Source organism: Pseudoalteromonas tetraodonis, assembly GCF_002310835.1.
In the GTDB taxonomy this organism is placed as follows: Bacteria; Pseudomonadota; Gammaproteobacteria; order Enterobacterales; family Alteromonadaceae; genus Pseudoalteromonas; species Pseudoalteromonas tetraodonis.
The window spans coordinates 3,201,475-3,217,952 of sequence record NZ_CP011041.1 but is presented as its reverse complement, the minus strand read 5'-3'; the positions used below and the strand labels follow the sequence as shown (position 1 = coordinate 3,217,952).

The window sequence follows — 16,478 nt, the reverse complement described above, 5'->3', positions numbered from 1 at the left end:
TGGTGGATTATTTTCATATGTAATCTAGATACACAAAACTGATAGGTTCCGTCATGGCAAAAGAAAAGTTTGAACGCGTAAAACCGCACGTAAACGTTGGTACAATCGGCCACGTTGACCACGGTAAAACTACACTAACTGCAGCAATCACTAACGTACTTGCAAAAGTATACGGCGGTGTTGCTAAAGATTTCGCATCAATCGATAACGCTCCAGAAGAGCGCGAGCGTGGTATCACAATCTCAACTTCACACGTTGAGTACGATACGCCTACTCGTCACTACGCACACGTAGATTGTCCTGGTCACGCCGATTATGTTAAAAACATGATCACTGGTGCTGCTCAAATGGACGGCGCTATCTTAGTAGTTGCTGCGACTGACGGTCCTATGCCACAAACTCGTGAGCACATCCTACTTTCTCGCCAAGTTGGCGTTCCTTACATCGTTGTATTCATGAACAAATGTGACATGGTTGATGATGAAGAGCTACTTGAGCTAGTAGAAATGGAAGTTCGTGAACTTCTTTCTGAATACGACTTCCCAGGTGATGACTTACCACTAATTCAAGGTTCTGCACTTAAAGCACTTGAAGGCGAAGAGCAATGGGAAGCTAAAATCGTAGAGCTTGCAGAAGCACTAGATACTTACATTCCAGAGCCAGAGCGTGACATCGATAAGCCATTCATCATGCCTATCGAAGACGTTTTCTCAATCCAAGGTCGTGGTACTGTTGTAACTGGCCGTGTTGAAGCTGGTATCATCAACGTGAACGACGAAGTTGAAATCGTTGGTATCAAAGAGACGACTAAGTCTACTTGTACTGGTGTTGAGATGTTCCGTAAGCTTCTTGACGAAGGTCGTGCTGGTGAGAACATTGGTGCACTTTTACGTGGTACTAAGCGTGAAGACGTTGAACGTGGTCAAGTACTAGCTAAGCCTGGTTCAATCAAGCCACACACTACATTCACTTCAGAAGTATACGTACTTTCGAAAGATGAAGGTGGTCGTCATACTCCATTCTTCAAAGGTTACCGTCCACAGTTCTACTTCCGTACAACTGACGTAACAGGTGACGTACAGTTACCAGAAGGCGTAGAAATGGTAATGCCTGGTGATAACGTTAAGATGACTGTAACGCTAATCGCGCCAATCGCGATGGACGAAGGTCTTCGTTTCGCTATCCGTGAAGGTGGCCGTACTGTAGGTGCTGGTGTTGTAGCAACTATCGTAGAGTAATAATTAACGTTTAAGTTAATTGTTAGAAAAAGGTCACTTAGGTGGCCTTTTTTAATGGCTGCGATTTACATCATGTGAAGGTGGCGCAGTTACCTTAGGCGTAGGTGCTTTGTAGCAACGTTCAACGAGTAATAATTAGCCTAGCTAATTAATACGAAAAAACCCGAGCTTAGCCTCGGGTTTTTTAATGTCTGCAATTTACTTCATGTGAAGGTGGCGCTCTTACCTTAGGGGTAGGTGCTTTGTCGCAACGTTCAACGAGTAATAATTAGCCTAGCTAATTAATACGAAAAAAACCGAGCTTAGCGTCGGGCTTTTTAATGTCTCAAGAAAAATACAGGTTTCAGGTATTAGGTGCGAGGCTTCAGGCAGAGCAAAGCGGTATTAATTTGATCATCGTAGCATGGGTTGAGTTTTATCGAACTCAGAGGATAAAGCATGAAGGTGGCGCACTTACTTAGGCATCGGTGCTTTGTAGCAACTATCGTAGAGTAATCATTAGTTGTAATGCATTAAGCATTAATAAAACCCGAGCTCAGTCTCGGTTTTTTTATGCCTGAGGTAAAATGTAATTATTAATGTTATCGCTGTAACAAAGTAGGAGTATGGACTTAATTAGTTAGTAACCAGCATTCTTACGTAATTCATCAAGCATATCTTGGTTACCCATCATTTCGTCAAGCGTTGCCCTGACTGCATTGTCAGAGGTATTGTCATAAACTGAAAGTAGATGTTGCGCCATTTGCTTCGTATAACCACCTTGTTTATTTTGAGCTTGGTAGTATTGCGCCATCAACCCTTGTGCAGCTAAGCGACGGATATAATCATTCGAGTCTTGCTCTAACAAGTTTGTAAACTGCTCTGCAAGGCGGTAATCAAGTACCGGTGTTTGAGTTGATAACTCAACAGCTTGAATTTTAAACTTTTCGTCACTACTGTTGTTCGCTAAATTTAAAATGTTACCCACTACTTCATAGTCATACTCAGGCATAGTAGATTTATTTAGAATATACATATTCATTTGCAGTTGGCTCAGTGCAGCTAACCTATTTAAATCAGAGATGCTTGGATCTAAAGTTTGCTCTCTTAATTGAGAGTTTATTTGTTTAGCATAATCAGGTTCTGATTTGATCCTTAAATCATAGTCTTCTGGTAAATCTGCATAAAAGCTATAAAGAGGATTTTGCTCACGTCGTTTTTCATCTTCTTGCTGCTGTTTTTCCTCTAGTACGTCAAGAACAAGCTCCTTAAATTCGTCGGTATCTTGTTCTTGATAAGAGTCATTAGCGTGCAGTTTTAAGTTTGCTATTTTGCGTTGTAGCGAACTTACTTTCTTGCTTAGTTCGTCAATTAGGGCTTCATTTGATTGCTGGTATTCTGCAGGAGTACTAATAGAAACTGTGGAGCTTAGCTGTTGCTGGTTGGGTTTATTAAGCGAACTGGCCTGATCTTTAAAAAATGTTCCGTAGCATGAAATTACCAAGGCAAGTGTTGCTATAGCAATCGCAATAGTTCCTTTGTTTATAGTCATAAAATAATCAGCCTCTAAAATGGGTAATTTATCTGTTTTCGAAATATAAGTCTGTTAAAAAGTGTGTTAAATGAGGGTTAAATATACGGGTTAATTAAGAATGCGGGGCGTGAGTGGCGAAATACGGTGTTTAAAGTGGCTATAAGCGCTAGACCTAAGCCTAGCGCGTAAAGCTTAATGAGATTTTGCGTATTGCTCAGCTTGCTTCCACACTCTTAGCGTATTGCAGCTTAAAATCTTTTTAATATCGCTATCGCTGTAGTCTCTGTCCATTAAACCTTGAACTAGATTGGGGTAGCTAGACACATCTTTTAAACCGATAGGCAGTGAGTCACCTACGCCGTCGTAATCAGAGCCAATACCAACATGCTCGATACCAATTAACTTCACAACGTGATCAATATGATCAAGCACTTGCTCTAAGCTTGCAAATGGGTAAGGGTTTTTAGCGCGGTACATCGCATCAAAATCTTTACTTAACTTAGTACCATCTTTTTTTACCGCTTCTTTTTTACTTTTTAACTGTTTGCCCCACGTACCTGCTTTAGCAGTAACAAAGCTTGAACCAAAGTTAATTTGAATAACACCACCGTTCTTTTTAAGAGCTAATAACATGTCGTCATTCATATTACGCTCAAAACCTGGTGTGTATTTACGTAGTGATGAGTGTGATGCAATCACAGGGGTGTTAGACAGTTCCATCACTTGATAAAACGCATCGTCCGAGATATGAGACACATCAATCAGCATGCCGATATTATTCATCTCTTTTACTAGTTCTTTACCAAATGGGCTTAGGCCTTTCCACTTGCGACGAATATCGTATGATGAGTCAGAAATATGGTTGCTTTGCGAGTGAGCAAGGGTGATATAGCGCACACCACGGTCAAAAAAATGCTGTAGGTTGTTTAAATCGCCTTCAATGGGTGAGCCGTTTTCCATGCCCATAGCAATCGACATTTTACCTTGCTTAAATTGTGCTTCGATATCGCTTGTTGAGCTGGCAATGGCAAACTTGTCAGGTGCACGTTGTGCAATTGCTTCCATACCATCAATCAATTGATTCGCTAATTGAAAGCTTTTGCCTTTGCCTTCAAACTCTAAATGAGCAGGAATATAAATCGACATAAATGGCGCGTTTAAACCGCCTTTTACTGCACGAGGGTAATCAAAATCGCCGCCATCAGTAGCTTTAGTTACATCAGCCCATTTTGCGTGAATACGGTAAGGTACATCAATGTGGGTATCGATTAAAATGGTATCGTGTGCAAGCTTAATTGCTTTATCCGAGGGATTAATTTCTGCGTGTACTGCACCTGTTAATGCAATCGACATTGCAATAACTATTGAGCTTAGTTTTATCATTTATAATGGCTCTTTAAGTTAAAAAAGCCATTGTCTATTTTTACGCCGTGTCTGACAAGTTTACTCGTCGAATTGCGCTTCACTTTGTAGTGCTTTGAATTCACTTTTAGAAATTATGGTGACCGACTCATGTAGCTCAGAGAAAAATACCATAGCTTCGCCGCTTTTTAATTGCTGATTTACTTGCGCTACTTTACTTTCAATACTGAACTCTTGTTCGCCATAGTCAGTGCCTTCGCGCAAAACGTAGCTTTCAATTAGGTTGTACAGTGTGTCTTTATCAAGTTGTTCAAAAGGAATAATCATAGCCACTCTTTATCGGTGTTATTAAATACACATTGCTTAAAATAATCAGGCACCACTTGCTCTAACCAAAACACGGGTTTAAATGGGTTGTTACCGCTAATAAAACCTACGTGGCCGCCCTTCTCTGAGATACGCAGCGTAACATGCTCACTCACATTCTGACTACTTGGAACTGCTTTAATCGACAGCATAGGGTCGTCTTTGGCATGAATAATTAGTGTGGGTGTCGCAATATCTTTTAAATACGGCATGGCACTGGCTTTTTTGTAGTAGTCGTGCGCATTTTCAAAGCCATGTAGCGGTGCTGTAAGCTGGTTATCGAACTCTAATAAATCGTCAATTTCCATTAACTGATCGGTGGTGATCGGTATTTGCTGTTTAATTTGTGGTAGTTTGCGTTGCATCGACTTTTTCATCCGATCGAGCAAATATTTTTGGTAAATTTTACCTAAGCTTTTACGAATAACATCACTAGATGATGACAAATCATAGGGCGCAGATATCACGGCGGCTGCACTAAGCGGGCAGTGAATGTGTTCTTCCCCTAAGTATTTAGCCAGCACATTACCACCCAATGAAAAGCCAACCGCCACAATCGGGCGCTTTGGAAATTGCTGTTTTAAATGGTTTATAAAAAAAGCTAAATCGGCAGTGTCGCCACTATGGTAGGCTCTTGGCAGGCGATTGACTTCGGTTGAGCAGTTTCTAAAGTGCATTAGCACCACTGCAAACCCTTGCTTTTTTAATGCTTTCATCATGCCTTTGGCATAAAAACTATTTATGTTGCCTTCAAGTCCATGAAGTACCACTGCGAGCGGCGCCGTTTCGTTATGCGGGAGTGACCAAGCAAGCTCAATAAAGTCACCATCGGGTGTATCAAGTTGCGCAAGTTCGTAGCGAGTATGGTGAAAAGGGCGAAAAAAACGCGGCATTATGGTTTGAACGTGTCGGTTGGTCATCCACCATGCGGGTTTGAACTTAGGGATCATGTCTGTACTACGCACTTTGCAATAAACGAAGCGCTAGTGTAGCAAATTTTTTATATTTAAAAATAAAAAGCGCCTAATCAGTAAACTAATAAGGCGCTTTGTGCGTCGTGCTTAATGCTGTTCTTTAATATCTGCATCGTGTACTTTTTTCATGAAAAAATACACAAAGAAGAGGCATAAACTAATAACGACGCCTAAAAATCCAAATGATAAAAATAGTACTGGGTCGCTAAAAAAATCTCTAAAGAATACGTCCATAATGGCCTCCTGATGTCTATGGGTTAATCATAGGCTGGCTTGGCAGGGCTTGATATGATCCAGATCAAGCTATTTAAAAGATTATAAAATGGGCAATGCAGATGTTGATTTTGATCAATAAAGTTAAGTCGATTTTGCACTTTTTAGTAAATTATCTGCGATTTTTTAATCACTTTTATAATAAAGATGGTCAGCAAAGTTCAGCTTTGAATAACCGTTGCTTTGTTTTAGGTTAAATAAAATAAACCTAGTGTTAAATATATTTGACATGGCTAAAGAGTGAACTTATAGTTTTAAAGTCAAAAATATTTTACTTGGGGTTAGCTTTATATGACTCGTTCAGAGCACTTTAAAGAATTTTTACAAAGCATAAGTTTTAGAGAACTGACGCTGAGTATCGATTTACTAGTAAGCGTGTACATATCTTACTTTTATGTAAACAGCCTAATGAATGCGAGTACGCAGCAGCTTAGTTCTGTTTCTTGGTTATCTGGTTTATTGCTACAGGTGTTAATTTATTCTGTGATACTTATAGTATTGAGCTATTTATTACTTTCATTTATCAGTGATAATGAATTAAATCAGCCACCTGATGTGAGAGAAAAGCAAATAAATTTAGTGGGTTATAAATATAAGGCCATAATATTACAGACGGGAATTTGTGTTGCTATTGTTCAGTATCAAATTGAAGCTAATAACTGGGGCCCAGCCATTGAATATAATATTCCATACTTACCAATGCACGTCATGGTAGGTGCTTTTTTGATTGCCGAAATAGTCAACTATATAGCGCAGCTTTATAAAGGTAGAACGGGTAATATTTATGAGTGAGTATGTAATAACTAACTCTATTCGAACATTACGCTTTTTACGCGATGAAATGACGCAAAAGCAATTAGCAGATGCTATTGGTGTAACTCGGCAAACGGTAATGGCAATTGAGGCAAATAAATATTCACCCTCTCTAGAAGTGGCTTTTAAAATTTCTATAGTTTTTAACTTGCCATTAGAAGAGGTGTTTCAATACAAAGCCAAAGATATGCAGCTTGGTTTATAAAACAAACCAAAGTAACCACGTATATTACGAGCTAATATTCATAATATAAGTGATATGATGAAAATAATGGTGAAAAATCATGCCAAATATTTATCGCTGTTATTGGGCGTTGAACAGGCTGTTAAATCCATACTATTAACTACATCAATCAATATTATTTGTTGCTGCTTTTCTAACTTCAACTCGGCGCCGAGAAGTGCTTTTCGAATTGCGGCGTAATCGGTAATCTCGGTTTGAATTGTTTTTAAATAGGCGCGGGTAGTACGTAGAGGCTTTAATACCTGCTGCTCAAATTCACTAATAGATTGTTCAAGCTTGCTCAGCTGTGTTTGGTTAATAGCTAGATTGAGAGAATCTAAGTAATACAGCAACAAGCATAGGTTGACGTTTTTACCTTGCAGGTTTTGGTAATCTAACAGGCGCGCTTGCATGCCATCTTCGCTATAAAGCTGACATGCAAACTGCCAAAAATCGTTGCTGTTAAGCAAGTTCATCGGCGAATGCCTGTTCTTTTTGTTCCATCTCTTCAAGGGCCATTAATAACTCTTCTTCAACATTATTAAGCTTAGGCGTAAGTGTGGCTTGCTTGGTAATTAGCTCTTTGAGCTTAGCTTTATTTTCATCGTTATAAAGTGTGTTATCGCCGAGCGCCTCTTCAACGTCAGCTAATTCTGCAGCAAATTTATCCAATTGTTTTTCAAGCTTTTCAATTTGCTTTTTAAGCGGTTGAATCGCTTTTCTAAACTCGGCCTCTAAGCGCTTTTGCTCTTTTCGGTTTACTTGTGAGTGGGCTTTTGGCTCGTCATCGGTGTCGCTTTTAGCGGCTTCTTTATTAGCATTAAGCAGCCACTGATAATACGCGTCTAGGTCGTAACCAAACTGAGTAACTTCGCCGTTATCAACTAAGTAAAATTCATCAGCGGTGTTTTTAAGCATGTGGCGATCATGCGATACCGTGACCATAGCGCCTTCAAAGCCTTGTAATGCCATAACCAATGCGTGGCGCATTTCTAAATCAAGGTGGTTGGTTGGCTCATCGAGTAACAGTAAGTTTGGCTTTTGATAGACTAACATAGCTAGCACTAAGCGCGCTTTTTCGCCGCCTGAAAAAGGGGCAACAGGGTCGAGTGCTTTATCGCCTACAAAGGCAAAGCCGCCTAAAAAGTCACGCAGTGATTGTTCGCTGGCTTTAGGGTTTAAACGTTGCAGGTGAGTGACGGCACTGGCTTTTAAATCAAGTGATTCCAATTGATGCTGCGCAAAGTAGCCAATGTTTAACCCCTGATGCTGAAACACTTCACCTGCTTGAGGTTGTAAGTCACCAGAGAGCAGCTTAATAAGTGTTGATTTACCTGCGCCATTTCTACCAAGTAGTGCAATACGGCTGCCTGGCACTAAGTTCAGCTTAATACTGTTTAAAATGGTCACATCGCCATAACCAGCTTTTGCTTTGTCGAGCGTCATTAGCGGGTTAGGCAGAGCGGTTGGCTCGGCAAATTCAAAATCAAATGGCGAGTCAGCATGTGCAGGGGCAAGTTTTTCCATGCGTTCTAGCGCTTTAACGCGGCTTTGTGCCTGTTTGGCTTTACTGGCTTTAGCTTTAAAACGAGTAATAAATTGCTCTAAGTGGGCAATTTGATCTTGTTGTTTTTCAAACATGGCTTGCTGCTGTAATAAACGCTCAGCTTTTTGGCGTTCAAACTGCGAGTAATTGCCTTTATATACATTGATAAGTTGTTTATCTATATGCCAAATTTGATCAACCACCGCATCTAAAAACTCTCGATCATGAGATATCAGTACCAGTGTACCAGTGTATGCACGTAAAAAACGCTCAAGCCAATACACAGCATCTAAATCAAGGTGGTTTGTAGGCTCATCCAGTAACAGTAAGTCGGCATCGCGAATAAGCGCTTGGGCTAAGTTTAAACGCATACGCCAACCACCCGAAAATGCACTTACCGGATTTTCTATTTGGTTATTAGCAAACCCTAAACCATGTAATAGCTCTCCTGCCTTGGCTTCTATGCTATAGCCTTTAATATTTTCTAGCTGAATATGCACTTTAGCTTGAGTGTCGCCATCATTGGTTTGCTCAGCTTCACGCAAAGCAATTCGTAGCGCATAATATTCAGGGTGGCCTTGCAGTACGTAATCTATAGCGCTTATTTCAAGGGCGGGGGTTTCTTGTTTTACTGAGGCCAGTGACCAATCTTTAGGAATACTGCAATTACCGCCATCTAATGAAAGCTCAGACTTTAATAAACTAAATAGCGTTGACTTACCACAGCCATTAGCACCAACAAGGCCTACTTTGTGCTCTGGAAATAATGTAGCCGATGCATTTTTTAATAAAGCTTTGCCACCGCGAAGCAGTTCTATTTCTGAGATTTGGATCATAAATACGTTACTTTACTGTGCCTTGATTGAATTGCAGCCATTATAACACGGATCTTATTAGCTATATCAATCGTATCAAGTAGGCAAATATTGCGATAAAATAACGTCAGTTAAAATGGTAGGAAAAACGAAGTGAAACATAAAAAACGATTTATTGCTGGAGCAACGTGTCCTGAGTGTAAAACCATGGATATGTTAATGCTCTACAAAGAGCATGACGTAGAAAAAGTTGAATGTATGCAGTGTGGTCATAAAATGGCTCAACCAGAGCAGGCTGTGCAGGCATCAACACGCCAATTTGAACAGATCATTGGCGTGTTTAATCCAGGCGACTAAACCTAAACAGTTTAGTAATGCGGTGGCGGAGGCTCCGGCATATTCGACATCATAGGTTGCGATGCTTGTGACTCTTTAAGTTTTTCAGCCAGCAATTCGGTTTGGCGCTTTATTTTTGCCAACTGTTGCTGGTGAACTTTTATTTCATCATTCAAAATTTCAATTGTTTCGTCTTGAAAAGCCACTTTAGCCTCAAGTTCCATTAGCCGATGTTCAATTGTGTTCATTTGGTTCTCGTATAATAAAGCGCTCAGCGATTCCGCTCGAGCTTTCAGTTAACAATGATTTACCGTTATCTGTAAATGCCACATCAAGTACCACTGCCGATTTGGGCTTACTGCCTTCTCGCGGAGTGACTTGCCATGTTTGAATTTTTTCACCGCTGGTTAGCTGCCATAAATCAACCCGTTTATTGGGTGAACCGGTTGCTAATAAAGTGCCTTGATCGTTAAAGCGCACTGCGGTAAAAATTTTCTGACGCGCAATATACTTTAGTTTACTAACAAGGTCACCTGTAGTCAGCTTCCATACATTTGCTTGTGCCATACTGTCGGCGGTAAAAGCATAGCGCCCTTGAGGATCTAAAGCGACCTGCGTTACTCGGGTTGGGTGATTAAAGCGATGAACTACTTGCCCACTTTGAGTATCCCATAAGTAGGCAACATAATCGTTAGAGCCGCTTAGTGCATAGCGCCCGTTGGGTGATAGGTCAACGGTATTTACTTTTTCTTGATGGCCTAAAAATTCAATGCGCCTACCTGTGTTAAGGTTTATAAATACCACAACGCCATCGCTGCGCCCGTAAACAACACTTTGGCCTTGGTTGCTAATGGCAATATCGCGAATGCTGGCTTTTTGTATTTTATAAAAGCCTTTATTTTTGCCGGTGGCAATATCCCAGACCGCAAAGGTGGTTTTTTCGGCGGTAACAGCCACGCTATTATCAAAAGCAATGGCTACGGCATAAACTAAGCTATCTTCAGCCTGCTGTTGAAACCATTGGTATTTAAGCGCTTGCTGTTGATTATCCCAAAGGGCGACCCCATGATGGATAGAAGACACTAAGCTGTATTGACCATCGTGCGATAACGCAGATGAAAAGGCGCCCTGTGCAGTGTGCTCAAAACTGGCCACTGCTTGTTGTTTTTCATCACTACATGCAATTGTTAATAAACAGCAAGTGGCGACTAAAAAAGTACGAAATAACGACATATTACAGGTATTTCCTCTTAACTCTTAGTGACTGAGAGGTTAGACTAGGTCTCGTTAAACGCCTAGGTTGTTTGTCTAATCACTGGATATGTTTTTAGTTTAGCTATTAAACAAGCAGCCTACCATGTAGGCCGTTAATCTTTAACTAGTAATATTACAATAAATGGCAACTGCAAAGTGTGTCGGAGATTTAAAATGAGAAAGACGATTAAATTGTCATTGATTGCAGCGTCAGTTTTAGCGCTTACAGCTTGTAATCAAGAAGCAAAAAAAGAGCAAGCAGACGTTAAGCTAGATACTGTAGCACAGCAACAAGCGTACGGTATTGGTGCATCTGTGGGTAACTTTTTAAATAAAGACCTAGCGGATAAAAAAGAAATTGGTATTGAATTAGACCAAGCTTTATTAATGCGAGGCTTTGAAGATGCACTTGCGGGTAATGCAAAAATTGACGAAGAGAAAATTCGTGAAGTACTAACAGCATTAGACGAATCAGTGCGTACTAAACAAGAAGAAAAAGCAAAAGTAGAGTCTGAAAAAAGCAAAGCTGAAGGTGAAAAATACCTAGCTGATAACGCTAAAAAAGAAGGCGTGATGGTTACTGAGTCTGGTTTACAGTACGAAGTAATGAGCGAAGGCGAAGGCGCAAAACCAGTAGCAACTGATGTGGTTAAAGTACATTATAAAGGCACATTGTTAGACGGTACTGAGTTCGATAGCTCTTACTCACGTAACGAGCCGACAACGTTCCCACTAAACCGTGTAATTCCTGGTTGGACTGAAGGTTTACAACTTATGCCTGTAGGGTCTAAGTACAAATTTACTATTCCTTCAGACCTTGCTTACGGCGATCGTGACTTAGGTAAAATTCCTGCTAATTCAACACTCATTTTTGAAGTTGAATTATTAGAAATTCAAAATGATGCAGCAGCTGCCGCTGCAGAATAAGCGTTATAGATAATAAAAAAGGGACCTTAGGTCCCTTTTTTATTACGTTGAATAACTAATTAGTCAGTGTGATTAGAAAATAAGTTATCAATCAGCTCATCTTCAAGTGCAAAGCGCGCTTCGAGTGCTTCACCCATTACTGAAAGATCGTTATCAAAGCCTTCTAGTAAATCTTCAGCGTCTACCTCAGCGTACTTATCGTTGAAATCCAGAGCGATGTCAGTGGTATCTGAAATACGTGGGTATATCGTATTAGCGAGTTGCTGGCTTTCTAGGCCTTTCTTTTCGCAGGCTTTAGCAATATCGTCGTACACTTCAAAGTGGCCGGCAGATAAATAATCCATTAAAATTTGGCAAAATGCCTGAATTTGTGATGGTTCAGGCAAAGACTGATCTTTTTTCTCATAAGGTGAAAAGCCTGCAATTTTACAGTAAAGCACAATCAACTCTTGGCGTTCGTTTAACCAATTATCGATGACCGTATGGCTACCCCCCCACTTTTGTTGAGCTTTTTCTACACGCTTCAGCATAATTCTTCTCCTAAGCTGGGTTGGATTTTTTAAATTAAAAATAAAACTTATGTTATCCAAGATATATTTAATTGGCGTGTATATCAACAAGTAAAATAGATGTAATACCAGAGGGAATTTTGTTTAAGGGTATAAGTTGTAAGTAATTTATTCCAGGCAAGAAAAAACCACCTATTACGGTGGTTTAATTTCTTTATTAGACTTGTTTAAACAAGCATTCTTATTTTTATTATTTTTATATTAACAATTTTTGTTATTGTTTTGTTAACGCGGGAGATACAATATCAAGCTTTTTTAGATGTTGCAAATAGTTTAATGAAAAGTTTTTATTATTAACGTTTGTTTGGTTGTTTTATGTACAAAGTAACATGAAAATTAAAAATTACTTGATCTAGCGCTACTCTGTAGCGATTTAATCGCTTAGCGATAGAGGGGGCGTGAATATGGTGGTACAATCTTGCACAATTTCTAAAAGCCCTAGGACTCTATACGCTATGAGCGAATTAAAAAACGACCGTTATTTACGTGCCCTTGCCAAGCAACCTGTTGATGTCACGCCGGTATGGATGATGCGTCAAGCAGGACGTTATTTACCTGAATACCGTGCTACACGTGCACAAGCGGGCGATTTTATGAGCCTGTGTAGAAATGCTGAGTTAGCCTGTGAAGTAACATTACAGCCTTTGCGCCGTTACCCATTAGATGCAGCTATTTTGTTTAGTGATATTTTAACTATTCCCGATGCAATGGGATTAGGCTTGTACTTCGAAACAGGCGAAGGCCCTAAGTTTGAACGCCCAATTTCGTCACTAGCTGATGTTAAAAAAATTCCTAAACTTGATCCTACCGATGAGCTTGGCTATGTAATGAACGCAGTGAGCACTATTCGTCGTGAACTTAAAGGCGAAGTGCCATTAATTGGTTTTTCTGGTTCGCCTTGGACACTTGCAACTTACATGGTTGAAGGTGGTAGCAGTAAAGTATTTGGTAAAATCAAAAAAATGGCGTTTGCTGAGCCGCAAACACTGCATTTATTACTCGATAAACTAGCTGATTCGGTGATAGATTACTTAAACGCGCAAGTTAAAGCGGGTGCGCAATCGCTAATGGTATTTGACTCATGGGGCGGTGTACTAAGCCCGCGTGATTACAATGAGTTTTCATTGCAATACATGCATAAAATTGTTGATGGCTTAATTCGTGAATACGATGGCCGTAAAGTACCGGTTACTTTATTTACCAAAAATGGTGGTCAGTGGATTGAAGCGATTGCCGCAACGGGCTGTGACGCAGTAGGTTTAGATTGGACTATTAACATTGGTGATGCTAAACGTCGTGTTGGCGATAAAGTTGCACTGCAAGGTAATATGGACCCATCAATGCTTCATGGTACGCCTGATCGTATTCGCCAAGAGGTTGGTACTATTTTAGAAGACTTTGGTACTGGCAATGGCCATGTATTTAATTTAGGCCACGGTATTACACCAGATGTTGACCCAGAAAATGCCGGTGTATTCATTAACGCCGTGCATGAATTAAGTGCGCAATATCATAAATAGTTTCTAAATAACGATGAGTTATTAAAAAAGCCCGCTTGATTCAAGCGGGCTTTTTGTTACCTAGTGCTTAATATTACTTAAACAAGCGATTTAAACCATTTAACGCCGCAACTCGGTAGGCTTCTGCCATCGTTGGGTAGTTAAACGTGGTATTTACAAAGTAGTCGATGGTGTTGCCACCATTTTTTTGTTCCATAATAGCTTGGCCAATATGCACAATTTCAGAGGCACGCTCACCAAAGCAGTGCACGCCGAGTACTTCTTTGGTTTCTGTATGAAATAATATTTTTAAACTGCCCACATCGGTGCCTGCAATTTGCGCGCGGGCTAAATGTTTAAATTGCGCACGTCCCACTTCATACGGTACTTTTGCAGCAGTTAATTGCTGCTCTGTTTTACCGACAGAACTCATTTCAGGAATAGTATAAATACCGGCTGGAATATCAATAATCAGCTTTTCATCACAATTACCACACGCGATGGCATCTGCGGCAATTCGACCTTGATCAAAGGCAGCACTCGCAAGGCTTGGATAGCCAATAACATCACCTACCGCGTATACATTGTCTACTTCTGTTTGGTAGGTTTCGTTTACTTTTATCTGTCCGCGGCTATCTGCTTTTAAGCCAATGGCTTCTAAATTAAGGGTATCAGTGTTACCTGTTCGGCCATTGGCAAATAAAATACAGTCAGCTTTAACACGTTTGCCCGATTTTAAATGCATAACAACGCAGTCATCACGGGTTTCAATGCGATCAAACTCTTCGTTATGACGAATTACAATACCGCTATTCCAAAAGTGATAGCTTAATGCATCAGATATTTCAGCATCCATGAACGCCAATAAGCGATCGCGAGTATTCACTAAGTCGACTTTGGCACCTAGCCCTTTAAAGATAGACGCATATTCACAACCAATTACACCCGCGCCGTATATAAGTACGCGATGCGGGTCGTGTTCAAGGCCTAAAATAGTGTCACTTTCGTAAATTCGTGAGTGGGTGAAATCCACCCCTGGTGGGCGATAAGGTCGTGAGCCGGTAGCAATAACAATCGTTTGTGCAGTAAGGCGCTCAGTAGAACCGTCATTACGTCTAATTTCAATAGTGTGCTTATCAACAAAGCTAGCGTCGCCTTGAAACATATGAATGCGGTTACGATCGTAAAAACTGCTGCGTAAGTTTGACTGCTTTGAAATTACCGAACTGGCATGGCGTAAAATATCAGGAAAGGTAAGTCTTACCGGACGCTCGCCTACGTTAAATAAAGGATTTGCTTTGTATTCAATGTAGCGACTAACAGAATGACGAAGTGCCTTTGAAGGAATGGTACCCCAATGTACACAGCCACCACCCACGGCTGTTTGGCGTTCAATAACCGCTACTTTTTTGTTACTTTTAGAGAGGTTCATAGCGGTCCCTTCACCGCCAGGACCCGTGCCAATAATGATTGCATCATATTGGTATGTCACGGGTACTTTTTTCTTTTCTGGTTGTTTGGCCACAGCCACTCCTATTTTAACTAAAAGAGGCTTTTAATAACCTCGCATTAAGTGCTAGCCATGCCTGTTTTTGTGTTTCCCAGGCGGCCTCAAGCTCGTGATATTGTGCCATTAATGCCGACTTTTCACACTGCTTTGCCATATTATTTTTTTTAGCTTCCAACACTTGTTTTTGTAATGAGCAATAATTTTGCAGTTTTTTAAGCAACAAATCGTACTCTTGTTGTAATAATGTAAGCTTATCTTGCGCTAAAGGCAATTTTGCGAGGCGACCTTGTGTTTTGCTCATCAAGGTTTCTGCTTTAGCTTTTTCTATGCGCTCAACCGGTGTGCGCTTTAATTTACTCGCTAAACCAAGTGCAGCTAACGAGCGGATCATCCATTTAGTTGGGTCGTAATGAAACCACTTAATGCCGTTGCGGTAATCGCTAGCAAAAATATGATGAAAGTTATGATAACCCTCGCCATAAGTAAATAAGGCTAAAAAGCCGTTATCGCGTGCGGTATTTTTTTCTGTGTAAGGGCGAGAACCCCAAATGTGCGCAACAGAGTTAATAAAAAAGGTAAAATGCTGGCTCAGTACTAAACGAAGTAGTCCCGTTAGTAATAACATGCCCCACACATCACCTAACATTAAACCTAATACCAGTGGTAAACCAACATTCATGGCAACTACCAGCTTTAAGTAATGTTTATGTTGCCACATCACTATTTTATTGCGTTGTAGGTCGCGGCAATTGCTGTAATCACCGTAGCTATCGCCTTGGTAGTCGCGCAGCATCCAGCCTATGTGACTATACCAAAAGCCGTTGGTAGCGGCATAAGGGTCTTTTACAGGGTCATCAACTTGACCGTGGTGAATACGATGATCGCTGCTCCAATGCAGCGCACTGTTTTGCAAAGCAAACGCGCCGCCTAAGGCAAAAATAAATTCAACGACCGGGTGTGCGTTGTAGGTTTTGTGCGCCCATAAACGATGGTAACCCGCAGTGATCGATAATCCCGCGAAAAACATGCAAGCTACAAAAGCAGCCCATTGTGTGCCTGTAAAGCCATAGTTAAACCCATACCAAGGTACAAGTGTAACAGCAGCCAAAAACGTCAGGCTAAAGAAAAGGACGTTGGTCCATATAAGTGGTGGTTTTTTCATCTTTCTCATTTCTCAGCGTACAACTGTACGCTAAAATAATATTTCAATCTGCTGCCGTCAAGTATTAGACTGTACTATTAGCTATTTTTTTAATTAAA

At 40.5% G+C, this 16,478-nt stretch carries 18 protein-coding genes; 7 read left to right on the top strand and 11 right to left on the bottom strand.

What is annotated here, in order from left to right; genetic code table 11:
- The first annotated feature begins 53 nt into the window (after positions 1–53).
- Positions 54–1,238, top strand: a complete 1,185-nt coding sequence (gene tuf, locus PTET_RS15060; RefSeq protein ID WP_013463851.1) for an elongation factor Tu — start codon at positions 54–56, stop codon at positions 1,236–1,238.
- A gap of 320 nt (positions 1,239–1,558) precedes the next feature.
- Complete coding sequence (locus PTET_RS19070) at positions 1,559–1,699, top strand: hypothetical protein (RefSeq protein WP_164907914.1); 141 nt, start codon at positions 1,559–1,561, stop codon at positions 1,697–1,699.
- Positions 1,700–1,857: 158 nt separating this feature from the next.
- On the opposite strand, the gene PTET_RS15055 is transcribed toward PTET_RS19070, so the two are convergent.
- The 4 genes from PTET_RS15055 to PTET_RS15040 all read right to left on the bottom strand — a co-directional run bounded on the left by PTET_RS15055 (position 1,858) and on the right by PTET_RS15040 (position 5,429).
- On the bottom strand, positions 1,858–2,769 hold the full coding sequence (locus tag PTET_RS15055; RefSeq protein ID WP_036957063.1) for a hypothetical protein: 912 nt from the start codon (positions 2,767–2,769) through the stop codon (positions 1,858–1,860).
- 174 nt (positions 2,770–2,943) lie between these two features.
- Positions 2,944–4,134, bottom strand: a complete 1,191-nt coding sequence (locus tag PTET_RS15050; protein ID WP_096038834.1) for a dipeptidase — start codon at positions 4,132–4,134, stop codon at positions 2,944–2,946.
- Between the two features lie 60 nt (positions 4,135–4,194).
- The gene (locus PTET_RS15045; RefSeq protein ID WP_008114225.1) at positions 4,195–4,440 is read right to left on the bottom strand and encodes a YheU family protein; all 246 of its coding nucleotides are present in this window, start codon (positions 4,438–4,440) and stop codon (positions 4,195–4,197) included.
- Entirely contained in the window at positions 4,437–5,429 is a 993-nt protein-coding gene (locus PTET_RS15040; RefSeq protein WP_013466176.1) for a hydrolase, read from the bottom strand. Before PTET_RS15040 ends, PTET_RS15045 begins: the two co-directional genes overlap by 4 nt.
- A gap of 588 nt (positions 5,430–6,017) precedes the next feature.
- Between PTET_RS15040 and PTET_RS15035 the strand changes: the two genes are divergently transcribed.
- Both PTET_RS15035 and PTET_RS15030 read left to right on the top strand, forming a co-directional pair.
- Positions 6,018–6,518 (top strand): hypothetical protein, encoded by a 501-nt coding sequence (locus PTET_RS15035; protein WP_013466172.1) that lies wholly within the window; start codon positions 6,018–6,020, stop codon positions 6,516–6,518.
- Positions 6,511–6,744, top strand: coding sequence for a helix-turn-helix transcriptional regulator (locus tag PTET_RS15030; RefSeq protein ID WP_013466171.1), 234 nt, complete (start codon positions 6,511–6,513; stop codon positions 6,742–6,744). Before PTET_RS15035 ends, PTET_RS15030 begins: the two co-directional genes overlap by 8 nt.
- Before the next feature lie 77 nt (positions 6,745–6,821).
- Here the strand turns inward: PTET_RS15030 and PTET_RS15025 are convergent, their stop codons facing one another.
- A complete protein-coding gene (locus PTET_RS15025) occupies positions 6,822–7,238 on the bottom strand; it encodes a TIGR02444 family protein (RefSeq protein WP_013466170.1) in 417 nt (138 codons plus the stop codon).
- Positions 7,225–9,144 (bottom strand): ATP-binding cassette domain-containing protein, encoded by a 1,920-nt coding sequence (locus PTET_RS15020; protein ID WP_013466169.1) that lies wholly within the window; start codon positions 9,142–9,144, stop codon positions 7,225–7,227. Before PTET_RS15020 ends, PTET_RS15025 begins: the two co-directional genes overlap by 14 nt.
- Positions 9,145–9,276: 132 nt before the next feature.
- Between PTET_RS15020 and PTET_RS15015 the strand changes: the two genes are divergently transcribed.
- Positions 9,277–9,480, top strand: a complete 204-nt coding sequence (locus PTET_RS15015) for a YheV family putative zinc ribbon protein (RefSeq protein ID WP_008114218.1) — start codon at positions 9,277–9,279, stop codon at positions 9,478–9,480.
- Positions 9,481–9,491: 11 nt separating this feature from the next.
- Here PTET_RS15015 and PTET_RS15010 read toward each other — a convergent pair whose 3' ends face one another.
- Together PTET_RS15010 and PTET_RS15005 are read right to left on the bottom strand one after the other, a co-directional pair.
- Positions 9,492–9,707, bottom strand: a complete 216-nt coding sequence (locus PTET_RS15010) for a SlyX family protein (protein WP_013466167.1) — start codon at positions 9,705–9,707, stop codon at positions 9,492–9,494.
- On the bottom strand, positions 9,694–10,692 hold the full coding sequence (locus PTET_RS15005) for a WD40 repeat domain-containing protein (RefSeq protein WP_013466166.1): 999 nt from the start codon (positions 10,690–10,692) through the stop codon (positions 9,694–9,696). Before PTET_RS15005 ends, PTET_RS15010 begins: the two co-directional genes overlap by 14 nt.
- Positions 10,693–10,887: 195 nt before the next feature.
- On the opposite strand from PTET_RS15005, the gene fkpA reads away from it, so the two are divergent.
- A complete protein-coding gene (gene fkpA, locus PTET_RS15000) occupies positions 10,888–11,640 on the top strand; it encodes an FKBP-type peptidyl-prolyl cis-trans isomerase (RefSeq protein ID WP_013466165.1) in 753 nt (250 codons plus the stop codon).
- Positions 11,641–11,699: 59 nt separating this feature from the next.
- Here fkpA and PTET_RS14995 read toward each other — a convergent pair whose 3' ends face one another.
- Positions 11,700–12,170: an Rsd/AlgQ family anti-sigma factor gene (locus tag PTET_RS14995; protein WP_013466164.1), complete on the bottom strand. Its 471-nt coding sequence runs from the start codon at positions 12,168–12,170 to the stop codon at positions 11,700–11,702.
- 494 nt (positions 12,171–12,664) lie between these two features.
- On the opposite strand from PTET_RS14995, the gene hemE reads away from it, so the two are divergent.
- Positions 12,665–13,729 (top strand): uroporphyrinogen decarboxylase, encoded by a 1,065-nt coding sequence (gene hemE, locus PTET_RS14990; RefSeq protein ID WP_013466162.1) that lies wholly within the window; start codon positions 12,665–12,667, stop codon positions 13,727–13,729.
- Positions 13,730–13,802: 73 nt separating this feature from the next.
- On the opposite strand, the gene sthA is transcribed toward hemE, so the two are convergent.
- Together sthA and PTET_RS14980 are read right to left on the bottom strand one after the other, a co-directional pair.
- Complete coding sequence (gene sthA / locus PTET_RS14985) at positions 13,803–15,233, bottom strand: Si-specific NAD(P)(+) transhydrogenase (RefSeq protein WP_016900074.1); 1,431 nt, start codon at positions 15,231–15,233, stop codon at positions 13,803–13,805.
- A gap of 13 nt (positions 15,234–15,246) precedes the next feature.
- The gene (locus PTET_RS14980; protein WP_013466160.1) at positions 15,247–16,380 is read right to left on the bottom strand and encodes an acyl-CoA desaturase; all 1,134 of its coding nucleotides are present in this window, start codon (positions 16,378–16,380) and stop codon (positions 15,247–15,249) included.
- Positions 16,381–16,478: the final 98 nt, after the last annotated feature.